We start from the raw sequence: 15934 nt of genomic DNA on the forward strand, positions 1-15934 counted from the left end.
TTGCTGTGATTGCCACTCATTCCCACGTGCTCTCCTGTCGGCGGGCAAAAGACGGCCGCCACTGTAAACCCCCAATAGTAAGCTTTCGCGAAGAACTGGCGAGACAAGGCGGCGGCAGCGCCGCCGGCAGGTCCGTTCATCTCCCGGGCTAAGCGCAGCACAGCACCATGATGCGTGTCCGGCAACGGCCAGGTTCCGCGCCGCGTGCCGGTTGCCGCCCTGCGGCGGCAACCGACCTGCCAGCCGGCCGCGGCGACCGGCTAGAGGCGGCTCAGGCCGACGCCGACGCCGACGACAGCACCGCCGCGCCGTCGCTGGCCTCGGGCGGGGGCGCCTCGGCGACATACGGGAACGCCAGGGTGATGGTGGTGCCTCGCCCCAGTTCCGAATCCACATCGACGAAGCCGCCGGCCTGACGCACCAGGCCGTACACCTGGGCCAGGCCCAGGCCGGTGCCCTTGCCTTCGGGCTTGGTGGTGAAATAGGCCTCGAACAACCGCGACTTGGTCTCCTCGGACATGCCCTCGCCCTGGTCTCTGACCGCCAGGGTCACGTAGCGCCCCGGCTGGCGCATTGCCGTCACTCCCTGCGTCGGCGGTACCTGCAGGGTGCCGCAGCGGATCGACACCACGTCGCCCGGCTGGCAGGCATCGCGCGCATTCAGGGCCAGGTTCATCACCGCCTGCTCGACCGAGCTGCGGTCGGCATAGGTGGTGGCGGCGCCATCCGCGGTCGCCAGCTGCAGCTTCATCTCTCCGTCCAGCGCCTGCGCCAACAGCGGCTGCATCTGCGCGACGACGTCGCACAGGTCCAGCCACTCCGGCTTGACCGGGTGCGCGCGGGCGAAGCCGAGCAGGCGCCGGGTCATCCGCGCGCCATGCTGCAGCGCCTCACCGGCGATGCCGAGCAGCTTGCGCTGGTCCGGCTGCAGCCGGTGCGGATGTTCGGCCACCATGCTCACCGAGGTCATCGCGGTCTGCAGCATGTTGTTGAAGTCGTGGACAACGCCGGCGAGCATCTGCCCGATCGCCTCGCCCTTCTGTGCCTGGGTCATCGCCCGCTCTGCGACGCGCTGCGCGGCCAGGGCGATGTCCAACTGCCCGCGCAGTTGGAGGTGCTGGGCCCGCCAGTGCCGGCCCAGCACTTCGGTGTCGGCCAGCGGCGCGGCGACGGCCTCCGGCACATGGCCCAGGGTGCGCAGAGCCTCCTCGATCTGGCGATGCTGGGTGACGTCGCGGCTGATCACCAATACGCTCTCCACTTCCCCGTCGGCGTTGGTCAGCGGGCTGGCCAGCACGTGCCACCAGCGCGGCACGCCGTCCAGGGTGTCGCGTTGCGCCCAGAACTCGGACTGCTGGTTGCGCAGCGCGGCGCACAGCGCCTTCTCGGCGGGCGGCCGCACGTCCTCCGGCCACAGCGCCAGCCATTCGCGGCCGACGATGTGCCGGGGCTCGGCGGCCCCCAACAGGACCAGGCCATGCGCATTGATCGAACGCACGATGCCGTCGCGCCCGATTTCCTTGATGCAATCGCGGGAAAGTTCGACGATCTGTCGATAGCGGGCATGGTTGGACAAGCTGCGTCTCGCGGTTGGGAGGTTCAGCGCAACGGCCTCACCAGCACTTCACCGTACAGTGGCGAAGCTGCAGCCAACGAAGCCGACGTGGCATCAGTATTATGCGCGGAACTCGCGCCCTCATCACGATTCTTTTGGTCGAGGACGACCAGACGATTCGGGAGTTGGCTGCGATGATGCTCGACGCCGATGGCTATCGCGTCCTGTCCGCCGGCACCGCGCACGAGGCGCTGGCGCTGCTGGAGCAGCATTCCGACGTGGACCTGATCTTCAGCGACGTGCAGATGCCCGGCTGCGACGGCGTGAGCATGGTCCGCGAACTGCGCCGGCGTGCGGTCACCATCCCCGCCCTGCTCACCTCTGGCATGAACAACCCCGATGCCGCGGCGCTGCCGCCGCATACCGGTTTCCTGTCCAAGCCCTACAGCCACGCCGGCCTGCTGGCGGCGCTGCAGCGCCTGCAGCCTGCGCCCTAGTCCACTGCGTCGTTGACTTGGCACCGATCTGTGTTGACAGATGCGCCATGGGCAAGATGCATCTAACCGATACCGAACGCGAGCAACTGCTTTCAGCGGCACGCCGCCGTACGGTTCGCGCGGCGGACGTGCGACGCGCAAAATTGATCTTGCTGCTCGGGGACGGTGAATCGCGCGAGGGGATCCTGAGCGCATTGGGCTGCGACTGGCGTTTCATCGCGCGTTGGTCGGGACGCTTTCTCAGCGAGCGACTGGCCGGCCTGTACGCTGGCCACCCCGGGCGCGCTCCTGTGCAGCCGCCTGCCGAGTTGGAAGCGCGTGTCCCGAACCGCACCCTCAAGCACGAACCAGCCGACGGTTCGACACATTGGAGCAGCTACACGCTCGCGGCAGAACTGGGCAATGCGTCGGTCTGGGCCGTGCAGCGCATCTGGCGTAAGCACGGCGTCAAGCCGCAGCGGTTGGAGCGGCGCATGGTCTCCAACGATCCGGCGTTGGAGACCAAGGCAGCCGACGTGATCGGGCTGTATCTGAACCCACCGGCGCACTCGGCGGTGTTCTGCGTGGATGAGAAAACCGCGATCCAGGCACCCGAGCGCAAGGGCCCGATGCTGCCTTTGTCGCCGGGGCGTGCCGAGAGCCACGGCTTGGCGTACCAACGCAACGGAACGCTCAGTTCGTTCGCAGCATTTGATACTGCTGCCGGCGAGGCGGTGGGCAAGACGGCGCCGCGCCACACCAGCGACCAGTTTGTGGCCTTTCTGATCTGATGGATGACGTCGCCAGCCAGCCTGAACGCCGGGAAATCCACGTCATTTGTGATCATGTGAGCCGCCACAAGACACGGCGGGCGGCCGACTTTTTCACCTCGCATCGCAACGTGCGTTGGCACGTCACGCCGACTTACTCGTCGCGGCTCAACCAGGTGGAAAACTGGTTCTCAATGAGATAGCCTCATGAAGACCCGCGAGTACCAGTTGATCAATTTCTGAGCTGCCTATGCGGCAGTGAACGACATCCGGCAGGTGTTCGAGGGTTTCGACCTTTTCTGAGCTACCTATGCGGCAGTGAACCCGGATTTCTCGCCGCCCAGGGCGGCCAGTACTTTCTGAGCTGCCTATGCGGCAGTGAACGACCAGTCGCCGGGTGTCAACCGAATCTTCCTTTTCTGAGCTGCCTATGTGGCAGTGAACCCGTTCGTTCGGCTTCGAGATCGTTGCCTATGTTTCTTAGCTGCCTATGCGGCAGTGAACGCTGGTGATGACCCTGGCCCGATCGTGGTTGCTTTCTGAGCTGCCTATGCGGCAGTGAACGTGTGGTGCGGCGGGAAGTGCTCGATGATCCATTTCTGAGCTGCCTATGCGGCAGTGAACTGGAAACCGGACAAGACCACGACCCTGATCAATTTCTGAGCTGCCTATGCGGCAGTGAACTTGCAGCGATGGCTGCTTTCTCTTTCTCGGAGTTTCTGAGCTGCCTATGCGGCAGTGAACTCGAAGCCGCTCATGGCTGGACCTGCACGAATTTCTGAGCTGCCTATGCGGCAGTGAACCGCAAGCTGGGCAGATTCATCGGCACCGCAACTTTCTGAGCTGCCTATGCGGCAGTGAACGTGGACGTAGATCACGCCGCGCGCCGCGGGCATTTCTGAGCTGCCTATGCGGCAGTGAACGCACAGCGGCGCACCGGCATCATCCGGGCCAATTTCTGAGCTGCCTATGCGGCAGTGAACAAGAACGAAATTGAGACTAATATCGCACCCAAGTTTCTGAGCTGCCTATGCGGCAGTGAACTTACCGCGCGCGCCGACGTACATGGGCGTGCTTTTCTGAGCTGCCTATGCGGCAGTGAACGACAGCCGCTTAGCTGTACGGCTGTCGAAATTTTTCTGAGCTGCCTATGCGGCAGTGAACTCGCAGGGCGGTGACCTCGCCAGGGCTTCGATTTTCTGAGCTGCCTATGCGGCAGTGAACGCAACTTGTTGCAAGTCCTGATCGATCACAAGTTTCTGAGCTGCCTATGCGGCAGTGAACACCTCATTGAACGGCTTGCGCAGCATGTCGTATTTCTGAGCTGCCTATGCGGCAGTGAACTGCCTGGTTGCGTGATGTCGGTACGAACATACGTTTCTGAGCTGCCTATGCGGCAGTGAACTCCTTGTTCCGGTTGTGGAGCATGTCCACGATTTTCTGAGCTGCCTATGCGGCAGTGAACCAGCGCTGGCCGGACGGCGTGCCGGTGGACCATTTCTGAGCTGCCTATGCGGCAGTGAACGCCTGGGTGATCAGCTTGGCCGCCTCGGTGCTGTTTCTGAGCTGCCTATGCGGCAGTGAACTAGGGCCTGTTAACACATCCGAAGCCCATCAACGACCAGGACGAAGCTGAGGAATCCAAGGAACATGGCATCCAGCTTCTCGAAGCGCGAGAAAATCCGGCGGTAGCCTTTCAGGCGACGGAACAGTCTCTCCACTTCGTTGCGCCGCTTGTACATCTCCCGGTTGTATTCCCAAGGCTCGACCCGATTGGATTTCGGCGGGACCACCGGCACGAAGCCAAGATCGAGCGCCAACTGGCGGGTTTGGTTGCCTTCGTAGGCACGGTCCATCAACAAATGAATCGGCCGCTCCACTGGCCCCAGGTGTTCAAGCAACGTGCGGCCTGCAGGTGCGTCATGCACGTTACCAGGCGTCAATCCAAAGGTGATGGCTGTTCGAGCATCTGCGGCAACCATATGAATCTTGGTGTTCCATCCACCGCGGGACTTGCCGACGGCCTGCGGACCGTTTTTTTTAATGCGCCCGTGCCATCGGGATGCACCTTGATGCTGGTGGAGTCCAGCGAGATTGCTTCGATTTTGATGCGCACGATCTGGGACTTCTGCAATTGGGCCAACATCCGGTCCAGCACACCCGCCTTGGCCCAGCGGTTCATGCGTGTTGGACCGGCCAGCCTTTCGTAGACATCCGGACGCCATAATTGATGGCAATGACCGAGGTGTTTATGGGCAACAGCAAGCAGTACACGGATGAGTTCCGGGCCGAGGCGGTGAAGCAGGTGATCGAACGCGGCTTCACGGTGGTGGATGTGGCCTCCCGAATCGGGATTCCCAAGCACACGCTATACGGGTGGGTGCAGGCCGCCAGGAAGATGGCGCCGGCAGCCGGCGCTGCAGCGGCGTCGACCGACTCAGCGGAGATTCGCCGGCTCAAGGCCGAACTGAGGCGGGTAACCGAGGAGCGCGACATCCTAAAAAAAGCCGCCGCGTACTTTGCCAAGGGGTAAGGGCGAAGTACGCGTTCATGCGTGCGCACGTCCGGGAGTTTCGTCTGGCGACGATGTGCCGGGTGCTGGGCGTGCATCGCAGTGGTTACTAGAGCGTGTTATGAACTTTGAAGGATGGTAGCGGCGTTGCTGAGCATGAGCACGGTGAAGACGACGAAGTGCAAGCCAGCCAAGGTTTCCGGCAAGCGCTCATAGTCGCGTGCCAATCGTCGGAATCGGTTGACCCAGCCGAAGCTGCGTTCGACGACCCAGCGCCGAGGAAGCAAGACGAATCCTTTCTTGGCTTCGGGAAGTTTCACCACGTGCAGTTCGATTCCTTCTGCCTGCGCGGCTTGCGCCGGCTCCTGCCCGGTGTAGCCTTGATCCACGAACGCCAGTTTTACCGTATCGCCCGTGACATGTTGCACCTCTTGCGCCAGCGAGCGCACCTGAGCGCGTTCTTGCTCGTCGGCAGGTGTGACTTGCACTGCAAGCAAATATCCGAGCGTGTCCACCGCCATATGCACCTTGCTGCCCTTCTTGCGCTTATAGCCGTCGTAGCCTGCACGTGTGCCGCTCTCGCAGGTGGATTGCAGCGTCCGCCCGTCCAGGATGACAGCACTGGGTTGGCCATGTCTGCCTTGGGCAACACGCAGGATGGAACGCAGGTCGTTGACCATGGCTTCAAAGCAGCCCGCCTGCAGCCAGCGTTGTGTCTGTTGGTAGACCGCTTCCCATGGCGGGAAGTCCTTGGGCAAAAGGCGCCATGGCGCTCCAGCACGTGCCATCCAGCGCAGCGCATTGAACATTGCCCGCAGCTCGTACTTGCGCTGCGGAGCGTGCTCGGTCATCAGGCTCAGGTAAGGCGCTGCGAACGCCCACTCTTCGTCGGAAATGTCGGTCGGATATGGGCGTTTGCTCTGCATCCCGCTACGATAGCCGGATCGACTCAAAGTTCATAACACGCTCTAGGCCTGGCTGCGCAACGGCACCAGCGTCCGCGAACGCGAGGACCAGCGCTTGCTGGGCCTGATCAAGCACCACTGGCTGGCCAGCGGCGCGGTGTACGGCTATCGCAAGCTCACCCTGGATCTGCGTGAGGCCGGCGAGCGTTGCAGCCGTCACCGGGTACGGCGCTTGATGAAGGCCGAAGGCTTGCGAGCGCAGGTTGGCTACGGCAGCAAGCCGCGTTAGCGGGGAGGTCCGGTCGGCGTGGTGGCGAATGTGCTCAACCGGGACTTCATTCCGCAGGCCCCGAACAAGGTCTGGGTCACGGACATCACCTATATCCGCACCTACGAGGGCTGGCTGTTCTTGGCAGCGGTAATGGAGCTGTATTGGCGCCAGATCGTGGGTTGGGCAACCGCTTCGACAATGACCAGCGATCTGGTGCTGCAGGCACTGGTGGCAGCGGCGTGGCGGCGCAAGCCCGGTCCTGGCGTGATGGTGCACTCCGACCAGGGCTGCCAGTCCACCAGCAGCGATTGGCAGTCGTTCCTGAAGGCGCACCGGATGGTGCCGAGCATGAGCCGACGCGGGAACTGCCATGACAACGCCGTGGCCGAGAGCTTCTTCAGCGTCTTGAAGAAGGAACGTATCAAGCGTCGGATCTACCCGACACGCGCCATGGCGGCATCGGACGTGTTCGACTATATCGAGATGTTCTACAACCCGATCCGCCGGCATGGTTCCGCTGGCGGCGTGTCACCGGTAGAGTTTGAAAGGCGCTACGCGCAGAGCGGCGACTGAGTGTCTACGGAAATCTGGCCGGTCCATGTGTACACCGTGTGCCAGTTGCCAAAGCGCTTGGGCAGGCCGCGCCATTTGCAGCCATGCTCGGCAACGTAAAGGATGGCGTTGACCACTTGCAGGTTGGTCATGCTGACATTGCCGCGCTGTGCCGGCAGGCAGTGTTCGATTAGGGATAGTCTGATCAACGCGGTCGGAGGATGAGGCAAGCCATATCGACCACGCCCACGGCGCTCAGACCCTCGGTTTTTCGCCGTTTCCGGCGCATTTCCGGGGTATTTCCCGGATTACAGGCACACCCTCCCCACGACAGGCAGCAACTGCTTTCGCTTCAGCCACAGGTTCGACAGCGCAAACAGCGTCAGCACTTGCGCCGTGTTCTTCGCCAGGCCGCGATAGCGCACCTTGACGTAGCCAAACTGGCGCTTGATCACCCGGAACGGATGCTCCACCTTCGCCCTCAGGCTGGCCTTGGCGTGCTCCCAGCGCTGTGCCCACTTCAATTCGCGCTTGCTCTTGATCTGCTTCAGCTTCGAGGGCTTCTCCGCGATCAGATAGCGCAGCTTGCGCTTGCTCGCCATCTCCTCGCGCTTGGCCAGCCCGGTGTAGCCGCTGTCGCCGCATACCGTGTCTTCCTTGCCGTGCAGCAGCTTGTGCGCCTGGGTGATATCTGCGGCGTTGGCCGCCGTGCATTCCAAGTGGTGCACCAGCCCGGACTCATCGTCCACGCCGATGTGCGCTTTCATCCCGAAGTAGTACTGATTGCCCTTCTTGGTCTGGTGCATTTCCGGGTCGCGCTCGCCGTTCTTGTTCTTGGTCGAGCTGGGCGCGGCAATGATCGTGGCGTCCACGATGGTGCCGCCGCGCAGGCTCTGGCCCTTGCGCGATAGGTGCGCGTTGACCCGGTTGAACAGCGTGCGCGCCAGATCGTGCGTCTCCAGCAACCGGCGGAAGTTGAGGATCGTGGTCTCGTCCGGCACCTCATCCAACCCGCCGATCCTGGCGAAACGGCGCATCGACGCCGTGTCGTACAAGGCTTCTTCCGCGCCCGGGTCGCTCAGTGCGTACCACTGCTGCAGAAAGTGGATGCGCAGCATTGTCTCCAGCGGGTACGGCTGACGGCCCGGATGGCCCGACTTCGGATAGTGCGGCGCGATCAGCGCCAGCAGGTCTTTCCACGGCACCACCTGATCCATCTCGGCCAGCAACCTTTCGCGCCGCGTCTGCTTGCGCTTGCCGTTGTACTCCGCGTCGCCGAAAGACAATTGCATCGTCGTTGTCCTGTTGGGCTTTGTACGATTGTCGCAGGATCAGAGGGAGTTGTTCAGACCATCCTTAGGGAAAATTGTGCTGGCGTGATCTCCATGCCCGATAGTTTAAACGCTCGGGCCATTAGTGTTAACAGGCCCTAGCTCAGGTGCTCGCCGATCTGCTCTACCAATTTCTGAGCTGCCTATGCGGCAGTGAACGCGGGCAGCCGCTGCCGGCGCGCAGCGAGCCATTTCTGAGCTGCCTATGCGGCAGTGAACGCCATGGGTAAGACCGCGTTCATGCTCGGCCTTTTCTGAGCTGCCTATGCGGCAGTGAACGCAGACGCCATCGTTGAGAACAAGCCAGAACAGTTTCTGAGCTGCCTATGCGGCAGTGAACTCTGCGCAGCTTTCTTCACCAGCGCTTGCAGCTTTCTGAGCTGCCTATGCGGCAGTGAACGGTCATTGTCGTTACTCCTGCCTGCCACCGGATTTCTGAGCTGCCTATGCGGCAGTGAACGAGGTGACCCCCAGCAAGCGCGGCGGCCGGTGTTTCTGAGCTGCCTATGCGGCAGTGAACCCGTGACGGCCGGCTGAGCGGTGTCAACCAGGTTTCTGAGCTGCCTATGCGGCAGTGAACGGAAACCAAGAGCGGCAATCGTGAGATTAACTTTTCTGAGCTGCCTATGCGGCAGTGAACCTTCAACGGGCTGCACGGCCAGCGCCGCATGTTTTCTGAGCTGCCTATGCGGCAGTGAACAGCACGCCCAGCGCGACGACCAGGCGCAGCCATTTCTGAGCTGCCTATGCGGCAGTGAACATGTGCTCGCCGTCGCACTACTTGAGCGGTACTTTCTGAGCTGCCTATGCGGCAGTGAACGTGGACCGCCTGCCGGGCATTCAGGCCGCGCCTTTCTGAGCTGCCTATGCGGCAGTGAACGTCCTCAAGGATGAATACCTGGATGTCATATGTTTCTGAGCTGCCTATGCGGCAGTGAACCTTACCGCTGGCGTCCGGGTAGATCGTGATCGTTTCTGAGCTGCCTATGCGGCAGTGAACGGAGGTCGGCGTGATCCGGCTCACTCTCCCGTTTTCTGAGCTGCCTATGCGGCAGTGAACTCCGACGCGTTCGGCAAAGTGCGTTACGGACTTTTCTGAGCTGCCTATGCGGCAGTGAACGCTTCACAGTTGGACCTCGCGGATGAGCTTGCTTTCTGAGCTGCCTATGCGGCAGTGAACGACCTCCTGCGGATCCGGCAGCGTGTCGAACATTTCTGAGCTGCCTATGCGGCAGTGAACGGCACGTACATCAACCCGTCCTTCATCGGCAATTTCTGAGCTGCCTATGCGGCAGTGAACGATGCGCCGATCTACTGTCTCCTCTGGCGTGATTTCTGAGCTGCCTATGCGGCAGTGAACCCCACGGTCCGCGGACGCTCAGCAAGCAGATTTTTCTGAGCTGCCTATGCGGCAGTGAACCTGAGTATCTGGCTGATCGGAGGGCGGCATTTTTTCTGAGCTGCCTATGCGGCAGTGAACTCTCCGCCTTACGCCAGAGGTGCTTTTGTCTTTTTCTGAGCTGCCTATGCGGCAGTGAACGTTCGAAACGGATGACGGTCGGAGCAGGATGTTTTCTGAGCTGCCTATGCGGCAGTGAACTGAGCGTGTCATGGGAGGACGGTTTTACACCTTTTCTGAGCTGCCTATGCGGCAGTGAACAGCCCGTACACTCTGATACCGCCTGTCCCGTTTTTCTGAGCTGCCTATGCGGCAGTGAACGTCTTCTGATCCGGCATGACGTCTTCTTTGCATTTCTGAGCTGCCTATGCGGCAGTGAACGTGATCGCCGGCGCCCGCTCGCTGATCGAGCTTTTCTGAGCTGCCTATGCGGCAGTGAACCTCTGGCCCACGCCGAGGACGCAGTGCTTGCCTTTCTGAGCTGCCTATGCGGCAGTGAACCCCGCCGGATGGCAGGGCTTGGCTGTGGTTTCTTTCTGAGCTGCCTATGCGGCAGTGAACTCGGCTCCTGAGCCTGAGCGGGCGGCCCAGTTTTTCTGAGCTGCCTATGCGGCAGTGAACCGAGCCCTGTTCGAGTCAGGGCGCCGCCAGCGTTTCTGAGCTGCCTATGCGGCAGTGAACTCGATACCGCCGATGACGCCCACGGCCGGCGTTTTCTGAGCTGCCTATGCGGCAGTGAACATCAGGCAGCGGCAACCCGCAGGTCTTGAGTCTTTCTGAGCTGCCTATGCGGCAGTGAACAAGACCAACAATAACCTAAGTGCTTGGAATCCATAACAATAAGGCAAAGGAAGGCCATCCTCCCTTCCCGCGAGGATGGCCGCTAAGGATGGTCTGAACAACTCCCTCTGATCCTGCGACAATCGTACAAAGCCCAACAGGACAACGACGATGCAATTGTCTTTCGGCGACGCGGAGTACAACGGCAAGCGCAAGCAGACGCGGCGCGAAAGGTTGCTGGCCGAGATGGATCAGGTGGTGCCGTGGAAAGACCTGCTGGCGCTGATCGCGCCGCACTATCCGAAGTCGGGCCATCCGGGCCGTCAGCCGTACCCGCTGGAGACAATGCTGCGCATCCACTTTCTGCAGCAGTGGTACGCACTGAGCGACCCGGGCGCGGAAGAAGCCTTGTACGACACGGCGTCGATGCGCCGTTTCGCCAGGATCGGCGGGTTGGATGAGGTGCCGGACGAGACCACGATCCTCAACTTCCGCCGGTTGCTGGAGACGCACGATCTGGCGCGCACGCTGTTCAACCGGGTCAACGCGCACCTATCGCGCAAGGGCCAGAGCCTGCGCGGCGGCACCATCGTGGACGCCACGATCATTGCCGCGCCCAGCTCGACCAAGAACAAGAACGGCGAGCGCGACCCGGAAATGCACCAGACCAAGAAGGGCAATCAGTACTACTTCGGGATGAAAGCGCACATCGGCGTGGACGATGAGTCCGGGCTGGTGCACCACTTGGAATGCACGGCGGCCAACGCCGCAGATATCACCCAGGCGCACAAGCTGCTGCACGGCAAGGAAGACACGGTATGCGGCGACAGCGGCTACACCGGGCTGGCCAAGCGCGAGGAGATGGCGAGCAAGCGCAAGCTGCGCTATCTGATCGCGGAGAAGCCCTCGAAGCTGAAGCAGATCAAGAGCAAGCGCGAATTGAAGTGGGCACAGCGCTGGGAGCACGCCAAGGCCAGCCTGAGGGCGAAGGTGGAGCATCCGTTCCGGGTGATCAAGCGCCAGTTTGGCTACGTCAAGGTGCGCTATCGCGGCCTGGCGAAGAACACGGCGCAAGTGCTGACGCTGTTTGCGCTGTCGAACCTGTGGCTGAAGCGAAAGCAGTTGCTGCCTGTCGTGGGGAGGGTGTGCCTGTAATCCGGGAAATACCCCGGAAATGCGCCGGAAACGGCGAAAAACCGAGGGTCTGAGCGCCGTGGGCGTGGTCGATATGGCTTGCCTCATCCTCCGACCGCGTTGATCAGACTATCCCTAAGTGATTGATTCTTCGCCCACTTTATGGGGGTTGTGAAAAAGGGTCAGAACCAGGGAACGGTTGCCTCATGACTGAGGCCATAGCGGTTGAATGGACCTTGCCGGGCTTGCGGCAGTAACGGTCCATGCCGAATGAACAACGGAAAGGCCGCCTGGCCCGTGCTTCGGCTGCCGAGGGTGACGAAGGGCAACCGGAGTCGCTCGGCCGCCGCCTCGGGGAGGCGTTCGGCTGCGGTCGCGGCGTCCCAGCCATGCCGGCGCATGGCGCGGCGCCGAAGGCGCGCAGGGCTGCTCTTGGCTTGGACACGCGTCACCTGCCGGTGCGAGCTTCCGGCAGGCACCAGGGCAACGCCGGAAAGCGATAGGTGCTCGCCGATGCCCTTGAGCCAGGGCGTTGCCATCAGTCGCTCCAATGCAGACTCCGCGCCGTGCAGGCGCAGATGCGAGCCCAGGCTTGGCGCCGTGTCGTCGTGGCCAGGGAAGCTGACGCCTATCTGTGTGGTGTCCAGTTCCACCAACCCCCGGTGCAGGCGTGCGTACAGGGCCGCCAATAGGTGATGGGCGGCGGTGTCGGGGTCGGGCCTGAGGTGGAGATCAAGATAGTGCTGCATCGTGCCACCTCAACCTGCGTCGCCGAACACGCCGCCGCGGATCAGCGTGGCGATGACGAAATGCTGCTGCTCCACGTCCGGCGCCTTGTCCTTGATCACCCAGGCGTCGAGCAGGTTGTAGAAATCCAGTTTCTCCTTGGGTTGACGGTAGGCTTTGCCTTGCGTGGTGACCGAGCCGTAGGGCTCGATGGCGATGGCGCCGTTTTCGTCGACGCCGGGATACCAGGTGTCGATCGTTCGCAAGGCATTGCCGATCTTCTGCGAATGGATCGCGGCCACGGCCTTGGCGCCTTCGCCGACGGCATAGAGCGTCTTGCTCTTGTCGCCACGGCCTCGCTCAAGGATCAGTTCTTGCGAGGGGAACACTTCCTGCCCGGCGCCGAGGCGGACGAAGGCCGTGACGTGCAGCAGCACATGCGCGCGGCCTGCCAGCCCGGCGCCGATCAACTCCGCCAGTGCCTGCAGGGCGTCGGTTTCGGCGTCCGGCGGGGTCAGGGTGCGCAGCGCGTGGTCGTGCGCCTGGAAGCTCCATTGCGCGGCGGCACTGCCGTCGCGCAGGTGGACCACCTGTACGTCGACCTGCTCGGCGCCGATCCGATTGCGCCACAGGAAACGGCCATTGGCCAGGTTGGCGGCGTAGCGCCGGGCCAGTTCGCCGAAGCCGTGCTGCTGCACATAGCCGCCGACGGTGGCGAGGAGCTTCCTGCGGTAGTCGGCGTCGTTGCAGGCCGAGGGTTCGCCGGCACCACCGAGCACGCGCAGGGTGAACTGTACTTTCAGCGTATCGGCATCCAGCGGCAACGCGGCCACGTCCACGGTCTGCAGGTTGGGGTTCTGGATGGCGGCATCGAGCTTGGCCGGGTCGTTCTGCTCCTTGCTCTTGTCCTTGAGCCGGTTGGAGATGGTGCCGCGCACGGACTTCTCGCGGATCTGCACCGGCTGCCAGGTGCCTGCATCGCGGCGATCGTTCCAACTGCCGGCGAAGAACAGCGCGTCGGAAGGATCGAGCTTGCGTTCGAAGGCGAGGACGGAGGCGGTCTTGAGGGTGTCGTTGGCCATGGTGGAACTCCTTGTCGTGGTGGGCGGTCAATTGAAGTCGTAGTCCGGCATGCCGGCATCGGTCGCGGGGCGGTAGTCGTTGCGGCAGCGATACAGCCCGGCATCGGGCTGGCTGTCGGCGTACCAGAGCAATTGTTGCGGGGAGTGCAGCCGGTGCGGGCTGAGCCATTCGCCGGCCGAGTACAGGCTTTCGACGAAGCGGAACGGCGTGGCGGCGTCGCGTGCGTTGGCGATGCTGCCGGGCGCATGCAGGTCGCCGAGCGCGCCGTAGCCCACCGGGATCGGTACGATCCAGCCGTGGCCGCGGCGGTCGTTGCGCCATTCGCCTTTGCCGCCATCGGCATCCTGCAGGTAGCGCCAGTTGATGCGCGCCAACGACAGCCACGCGTCCAGCCGGGTGCTGTCGGGCGCATGCGCCTGGAGCTCGGCCAGCCGCGTCTCGAGCAGGTCGTCGCGGGCCACCAGTGCGAAGCCGGGCAGCAGGCGCAGGCACAGTTTCCGGAAGACTGCGCGCTGGTCGTCCTCGCTGCCGGTCAAGGCGATGGCCTGCGGCTGGCGGCGATGGCGGCCGGCCTGCGGCGGTGGCAGCACGCTGCCCCCGGCCACGCGCATGCCCGCCAGCAGGTTGGCGACGGTAGCGATGTCCGCTGCCTGGGTGGCCGGATCGCGCAACCCGCGTTCGCTGTGCACGGCGAACACCAGACTCAGTTCCAGGTGGATGCGGCCTTCCTCGACGATGGCGGCGCTGCCGCCGTCCTTGCCGACCGGGTTGCGGGTGAGCCGGAACGCCTTGACGAAGCCGCTCTCGGTGACCTGCTCCTGGTGGTCGTGGCAGACCACGCCGACGGCATGGAAGGCGATATCCAGTCCGGCCGCCTGTGTCTTACGCTCCAATGCCCACATCAGGCCCAGGAAAGCGGTCATCGACGGGAAGCCGTGGGTGAGCGGGCTGGACACGGCGTTGGCGTTCTGTACCCGCAGGCGCGGCAGCACCAGCAGATGGTCGCATGCCGGGCAGGCCTTCATGCCGCACCTCCTGCCGGCGCATGCCGCTGCAGCGGCACCGGCCAGGCCGCATCGACGATGGCTTGCTTGGCCCAGTGCCGATATTGATCATCGCCAAGGCCGCTGACCCCCGCCTCGCGCAATTGGTCGTTGATCCAGTTGGCGAAGCGTCCGGCGACCTCGTCGGGCCAGTCGCCGACGTCGTAGGCCGCCTTGAAGTCGCCATCGTCCCGCTCCCATTCGGGGTGTTGCAGGTCTTGGCGGTTCGGCAGATCGATTCGCACGGAGTCCAGCCACAATCGCTCGCACAACGGCAGCCGGCAGTCGGGGTCGCGCGTCCAGCCTGGTTCGAAGCGGGCGTGAATGGTGCTGGCAAAGTAAGCCAGTTGCAGGCCCAGCGCTTGTTCGATCGCTTCGCGCCTGTGTCGGGTGGCGTCGTTTTTGGGAGGATCGGTCAACAGGAAGTCGCCCAGCGCTTTGATCAGTTCGCGTACCCCTTCGAACCACGCGAAGCGGTCCAGCGCCGAGTCCAGGTGGAGCAGGCTGCGCGGACGTTCCTGCGTCCAGTGTGGCGGCAGCGAGGCCAGCAGGTAGTTCACGCCGCCGCGATCGCTGTTGAGCTGGCTGATGTTCTGCGGCTTGGTGCCGCCGAGCTTGCGCGCGACCAGGTTGCGGTAGTCGCGATAGACGCCGTCGAACGGTCGCTTGTCGCGATAGGCCTGGCGCGCGCCCTTGTTGCCGTCACCCAAGCGCGCCTCCCGGATATCGGCATGCACCGCATGCGCCAGGCTGCTGGAGAACAGCGGTTGCAGCAGGTGGTACTGGATGTCGTCGGCCGGCTCCTCGCCGGCCAGCCAGTAGACCTGCTTGGCCGCCTCGTGCGAGCTGGGCTGCGGGTCGCGGCGTACCAGGCTGCCGAACGCGCTCATCCAGTCGGTCGCCACTGCGGCGTCGGCACTCAGTGCGTCGCGTAAGTCGCCGTCGCCGGCCTGCATCCAGTCGAGCAGGCGCCGGCCCTCGACTTCCAGCTTGAGGAACTTGAACACGTCCAGCGCCGCGGCGTTGCCGACCACGTCCTCGGCGTAGTCCTCGCCGAGCACGTGGCTGCCGATCTCGACGTGCCGTGGCAGCGCGCCGGGCGAGACGTGCAGACTGCTGCCGCGCGCATCGGGGTGGGTGGCCTTGAGCACATGGGTCACCGCCTGGATCTGGCCGACCCGACGCGCCGCATCGGCCAGCCACGTTGTGTATGCGTACTTGGATGCCGTGTCGGCACCGTCTTCCTTGCCCTTCAGCTTGGCTTCGCGCCGTGTGTCGATGAATGTGGCGATGGCCGTGCGGAAGTGCTCGGAGCGCGCTGAGCGTCCCGATTCTTCTGTCATGGGAAGTCCTTTTGTTCATTCGCTCTTGAGAGGGCATGTCTGTAGAATCCCCAC

11 protein-coding genes, 4 pseudogenes and 2 CRISPR repeat arrays are annotated in these 15934 nt (G+C 63.2%); of the genes and pseudogenes, 6 read left to right on the top strand and 9 right to left on the bottom strand.

Annotated features, from left to right (window positions below; genetic code table 11):
* Nucleotides 1-271: 271 nt before the first annotated feature.
* A complete protein-coding gene (locus G4Q83_RS15880; RefSeq protein ID WP_128421100.1) occupies nt 272-1576 on the bottom strand; it encodes a two-component system sensor histidine kinase NtrB in 1305 nt (434 codons plus the stop codon).
* A gap of 173 nt (nt 1577-1749) precedes the next feature.
* On the opposite strand from G4Q83_RS15880, the gene G4Q83_RS15885 reads away from it, so the two are divergent.
* From G4Q83_RS15885 to G4Q83_RS22645, 3 genes are read left to right on the top strand one after another with little or no spacing between them, the layout of a single operon-like run.
* Nucleotides 1750-2052, top strand: a complete 303-nt coding sequence (locus G4Q83_RS15885; RefSeq protein ID WP_246432399.1) for a response regulator — start codon at nt 1750-1752, stop codon at nt 2050-2052.
* Between the two features lie 47 nt (nt 2053-2099).
* Nucleotides 2100-2822, top strand: coding sequence for an IS630 family transposase (locus G4Q83_RS15890; RefSeq protein WP_221893086.1), 723 nt, complete (start codon nt 2100-2102; stop codon nt 2820-2822).
* Entirely contained in the window at nt 2822-3004 is a 183-nt protein-coding gene (locus G4Q83_RS22645; protein WP_221893087.1) for a transposase, read from the top strand. The genes G4Q83_RS15890 and G4Q83_RS22645 overlap by 1 nt, the downstream gene beginning before the upstream one ends.
* Before the next feature lie 33 nt (nt 3005-3037).
* Nucleotides 3038-4387: direct repeats of the CRISPR family, unit length 28 nt; unit sequence TTTCTGAGCTGCCTATGCGGCAGTGAAC.
* Between the two features lie 9 nt (nt 4388-4396).
* On the opposite strand, the pseudogene G4Q83_RS15895 reads toward G4Q83_RS22645, so the two are convergent.
* Nucleotides 4397-4989 (bottom strand): annotated as a pseudogene (locus G4Q83_RS15895) (IS5 family transposase); the annotation flags it as partial.
* Nucleotides 4990-5052: 63 nt separating this feature from the next.
* Here G4Q83_RS15895 and G4Q83_RS23520 point away from each other — a divergent pair.
* Nucleotides 5053-5423: pseudogene (locus tag G4Q83_RS23520) on the top strand (transposase); the annotation flags it as partial.
* A 9-nt stretch (nt 5424-5432) separates the two neighbouring features.
* On the opposite strand, the gene G4Q83_RS15905 reads toward G4Q83_RS23520, so the two are convergent.
* Entirely contained in the window at nt 5433-6239 is an 807-nt protein-coding gene (locus G4Q83_RS15905) for an IS5 family transposase (protein WP_185817193.1), read from the bottom strand.
* Between the two features lie 46 nt (nt 6240-6285).
* On the opposite strand from G4Q83_RS15905, the pseudogene G4Q83_RS15910 reads away from it, so the two are divergent.
* Nucleotides 6286-7062 (top strand): annotated as a pseudogene (locus G4Q83_RS15910) (IS3 family transposase); the annotation flags it as partial.
* A gap of 26 nt (nt 7063-7088) precedes the next feature.
* Here G4Q83_RS15910 and G4Q83_RS15915 read toward each other — a convergent pair.
* Nucleotides 7089-7250 (bottom strand): annotated as a pseudogene (locus G4Q83_RS15915) (transposase); the annotation flags it as partial.
* Nucleotides 7251-7349: 99 nt separating this feature from the next.
* Nucleotides 7350-8333, bottom strand: coding sequence for an IS5 family transposase (locus G4Q83_RS15920; RefSeq protein ID WP_185817191.1), 984 nt, complete (start codon nt 8331-8333; stop codon nt 7350-7352).
* 170 nt (nt 8334-8503) lie between these two features.
* Nucleotides 8504-10572: a CRISPR direct-repeat array (repeat unit 28 nt; unit sequence TTTCTGAGCTGCCTATGCGGCAGTGAAC).
* Nucleotides 10573-10722: 150 nt separating this feature from the next.
* Between G4Q83_RS15920 and G4Q83_RS15925 the strand changes: the two genes are divergently transcribed.
* The gene (locus G4Q83_RS15925) at nt 10723-11706 is read left to right on the top strand and encodes an IS5 family transposase (protein ID WP_185817191.1); all 984 of its coding nucleotides are present in this window, start codon (nt 10723-10725) and stop codon (nt 11704-11706) included.
* A 161-nt stretch (nt 11707-11867) separates the two neighbouring features.
* On the opposite strand, the gene cas6f is transcribed toward G4Q83_RS15925, so the two are convergent.
* Genes cas6f through csy1 form a run of 4 tightly spaced genes read right to left on the bottom strand, consistent with a single transcriptional unit; the run spans nt 11868 to nt 15880 of the window.
* On the bottom strand, nt 11868-12434 hold the full coding sequence (cas6f, locus tag G4Q83_RS15930; RefSeq protein WP_128421551.1) for a type I-F CRISPR-associated endoribonuclease Cas6/Csy4: 567 nt from the start codon (nt 12432-12434) through the stop codon (nt 11868-11870).
* 9 nt (nt 12435-12443) lie between these two features.
* Nucleotides 12444-13493 (bottom strand): type I-F CRISPR-associated protein Csy3, encoded by a 1050-nt coding sequence (gene csy3 / locus G4Q83_RS15935; RefSeq protein WP_128421552.1) that lies wholly within the window; start codon nt 13491-13493, stop codon nt 12444-12446.
* Between the two features lie 27 nt (nt 13494-13520).
* Nucleotides 13521-14519: a type I-F CRISPR-associated protein Csy2 gene (gene csy2, locus G4Q83_RS15940; RefSeq protein WP_128421553.1), complete on the bottom strand. Its 999-nt coding sequence runs from the start codon at nt 14517-14519 to the stop codon at nt 13521-13523.
* Complete coding sequence (csy1, locus tag G4Q83_RS15945) at nt 14516-15880, bottom strand: type I-F CRISPR-associated protein Csy1 (RefSeq protein ID WP_128421554.1); 1365 nt, start codon at nt 15878-15880, stop codon at nt 14516-14518. The genes csy2 and csy1 overlap by 4 nt, the downstream gene beginning before the upstream one ends.
* Nucleotides 15881-15934 lie beyond the last annotated feature (54 nt).

Source organism: Xanthomonas theicola (genome assembly GCF_014236795.1).
Taxonomy (GTDB): Bacteria; Pseudomonadota; Gammaproteobacteria; order Xanthomonadales; family Xanthomonadaceae; genus Xanthomonas_A; species Xanthomonas_A theicola.

What these genes read in the sequence shown, in the direction of transcription:
- csy3 (WP_128421552.1), bottom strand. Translation starts at nt 13,493, where the DNA reads ATGGCCAACGACACCCTCAAGACCGCCTCCGTCCTCGCCTTCGAACGC.
- G4Q83_RS15920 (WP_185817191.1), bottom strand. Translation starts at nt 8,333, where the DNA reads ATGCAATTGTCTTTCGGCGACGCGGAGTACAACGGCAAGCGCAAGCAG.
- G4Q83_RS15905 (WP_185817193.1), bottom strand. Translation starts at nt 6,239, where the DNA reads ATGCAGAGCAAACGCCCATATCCGACCGACATTTCCGACGAAGAGTGG.
- G4Q83_RS15890 (WP_221893086.1), top strand. Translation starts at nt 2,100, where the DNA reads ATGGGCAAGATGCATCTAACCGATACCGAACGCGAGCAACTGCTTTCA.
- csy1 (WP_128421554.1), bottom strand. Translation starts at nt 15,880, where the DNA reads ATGACAGAAGAATCGGGACGCTCAGCGCGCTCCGAGCACTTCCGCACG.
- cas6f (WP_128421551.1), bottom strand. Translation starts at nt 12,434, where the DNA reads ATGCAGCACTATCTTGATCTCCACCTCAGGCCCGACCCCGACACCGCC.
- csy2 (WP_128421553.1), bottom strand. Translation starts at nt 14,519, where the DNA reads ATGAAGGCCTGCCCGGCATGCGACCATCTGCTGGTGCTGCCGCGCCTG.
- G4Q83_RS15885 (WP_246432399.1), top strand. Translation starts at nt 1,750, where the DNA reads ATGATGCTCGACGCCGATGGCTATCGCGTCCTGTCCGCCGGCACCGCG.
- G4Q83_RS15925 (WP_185817191.1), top strand. Translation starts at nt 10,723, where the DNA reads ATGCAATTGTCTTTCGGCGACGCGGAGTACAACGGCAAGCGCAAGCAG.
- G4Q83_RS22645 (WP_221893087.1), top strand. Translation starts at nt 2,822, where the DNA reads ATGGATGACGTCGCCAGCCAGCCTGAACGCCGGGAAATCCACGTCATT.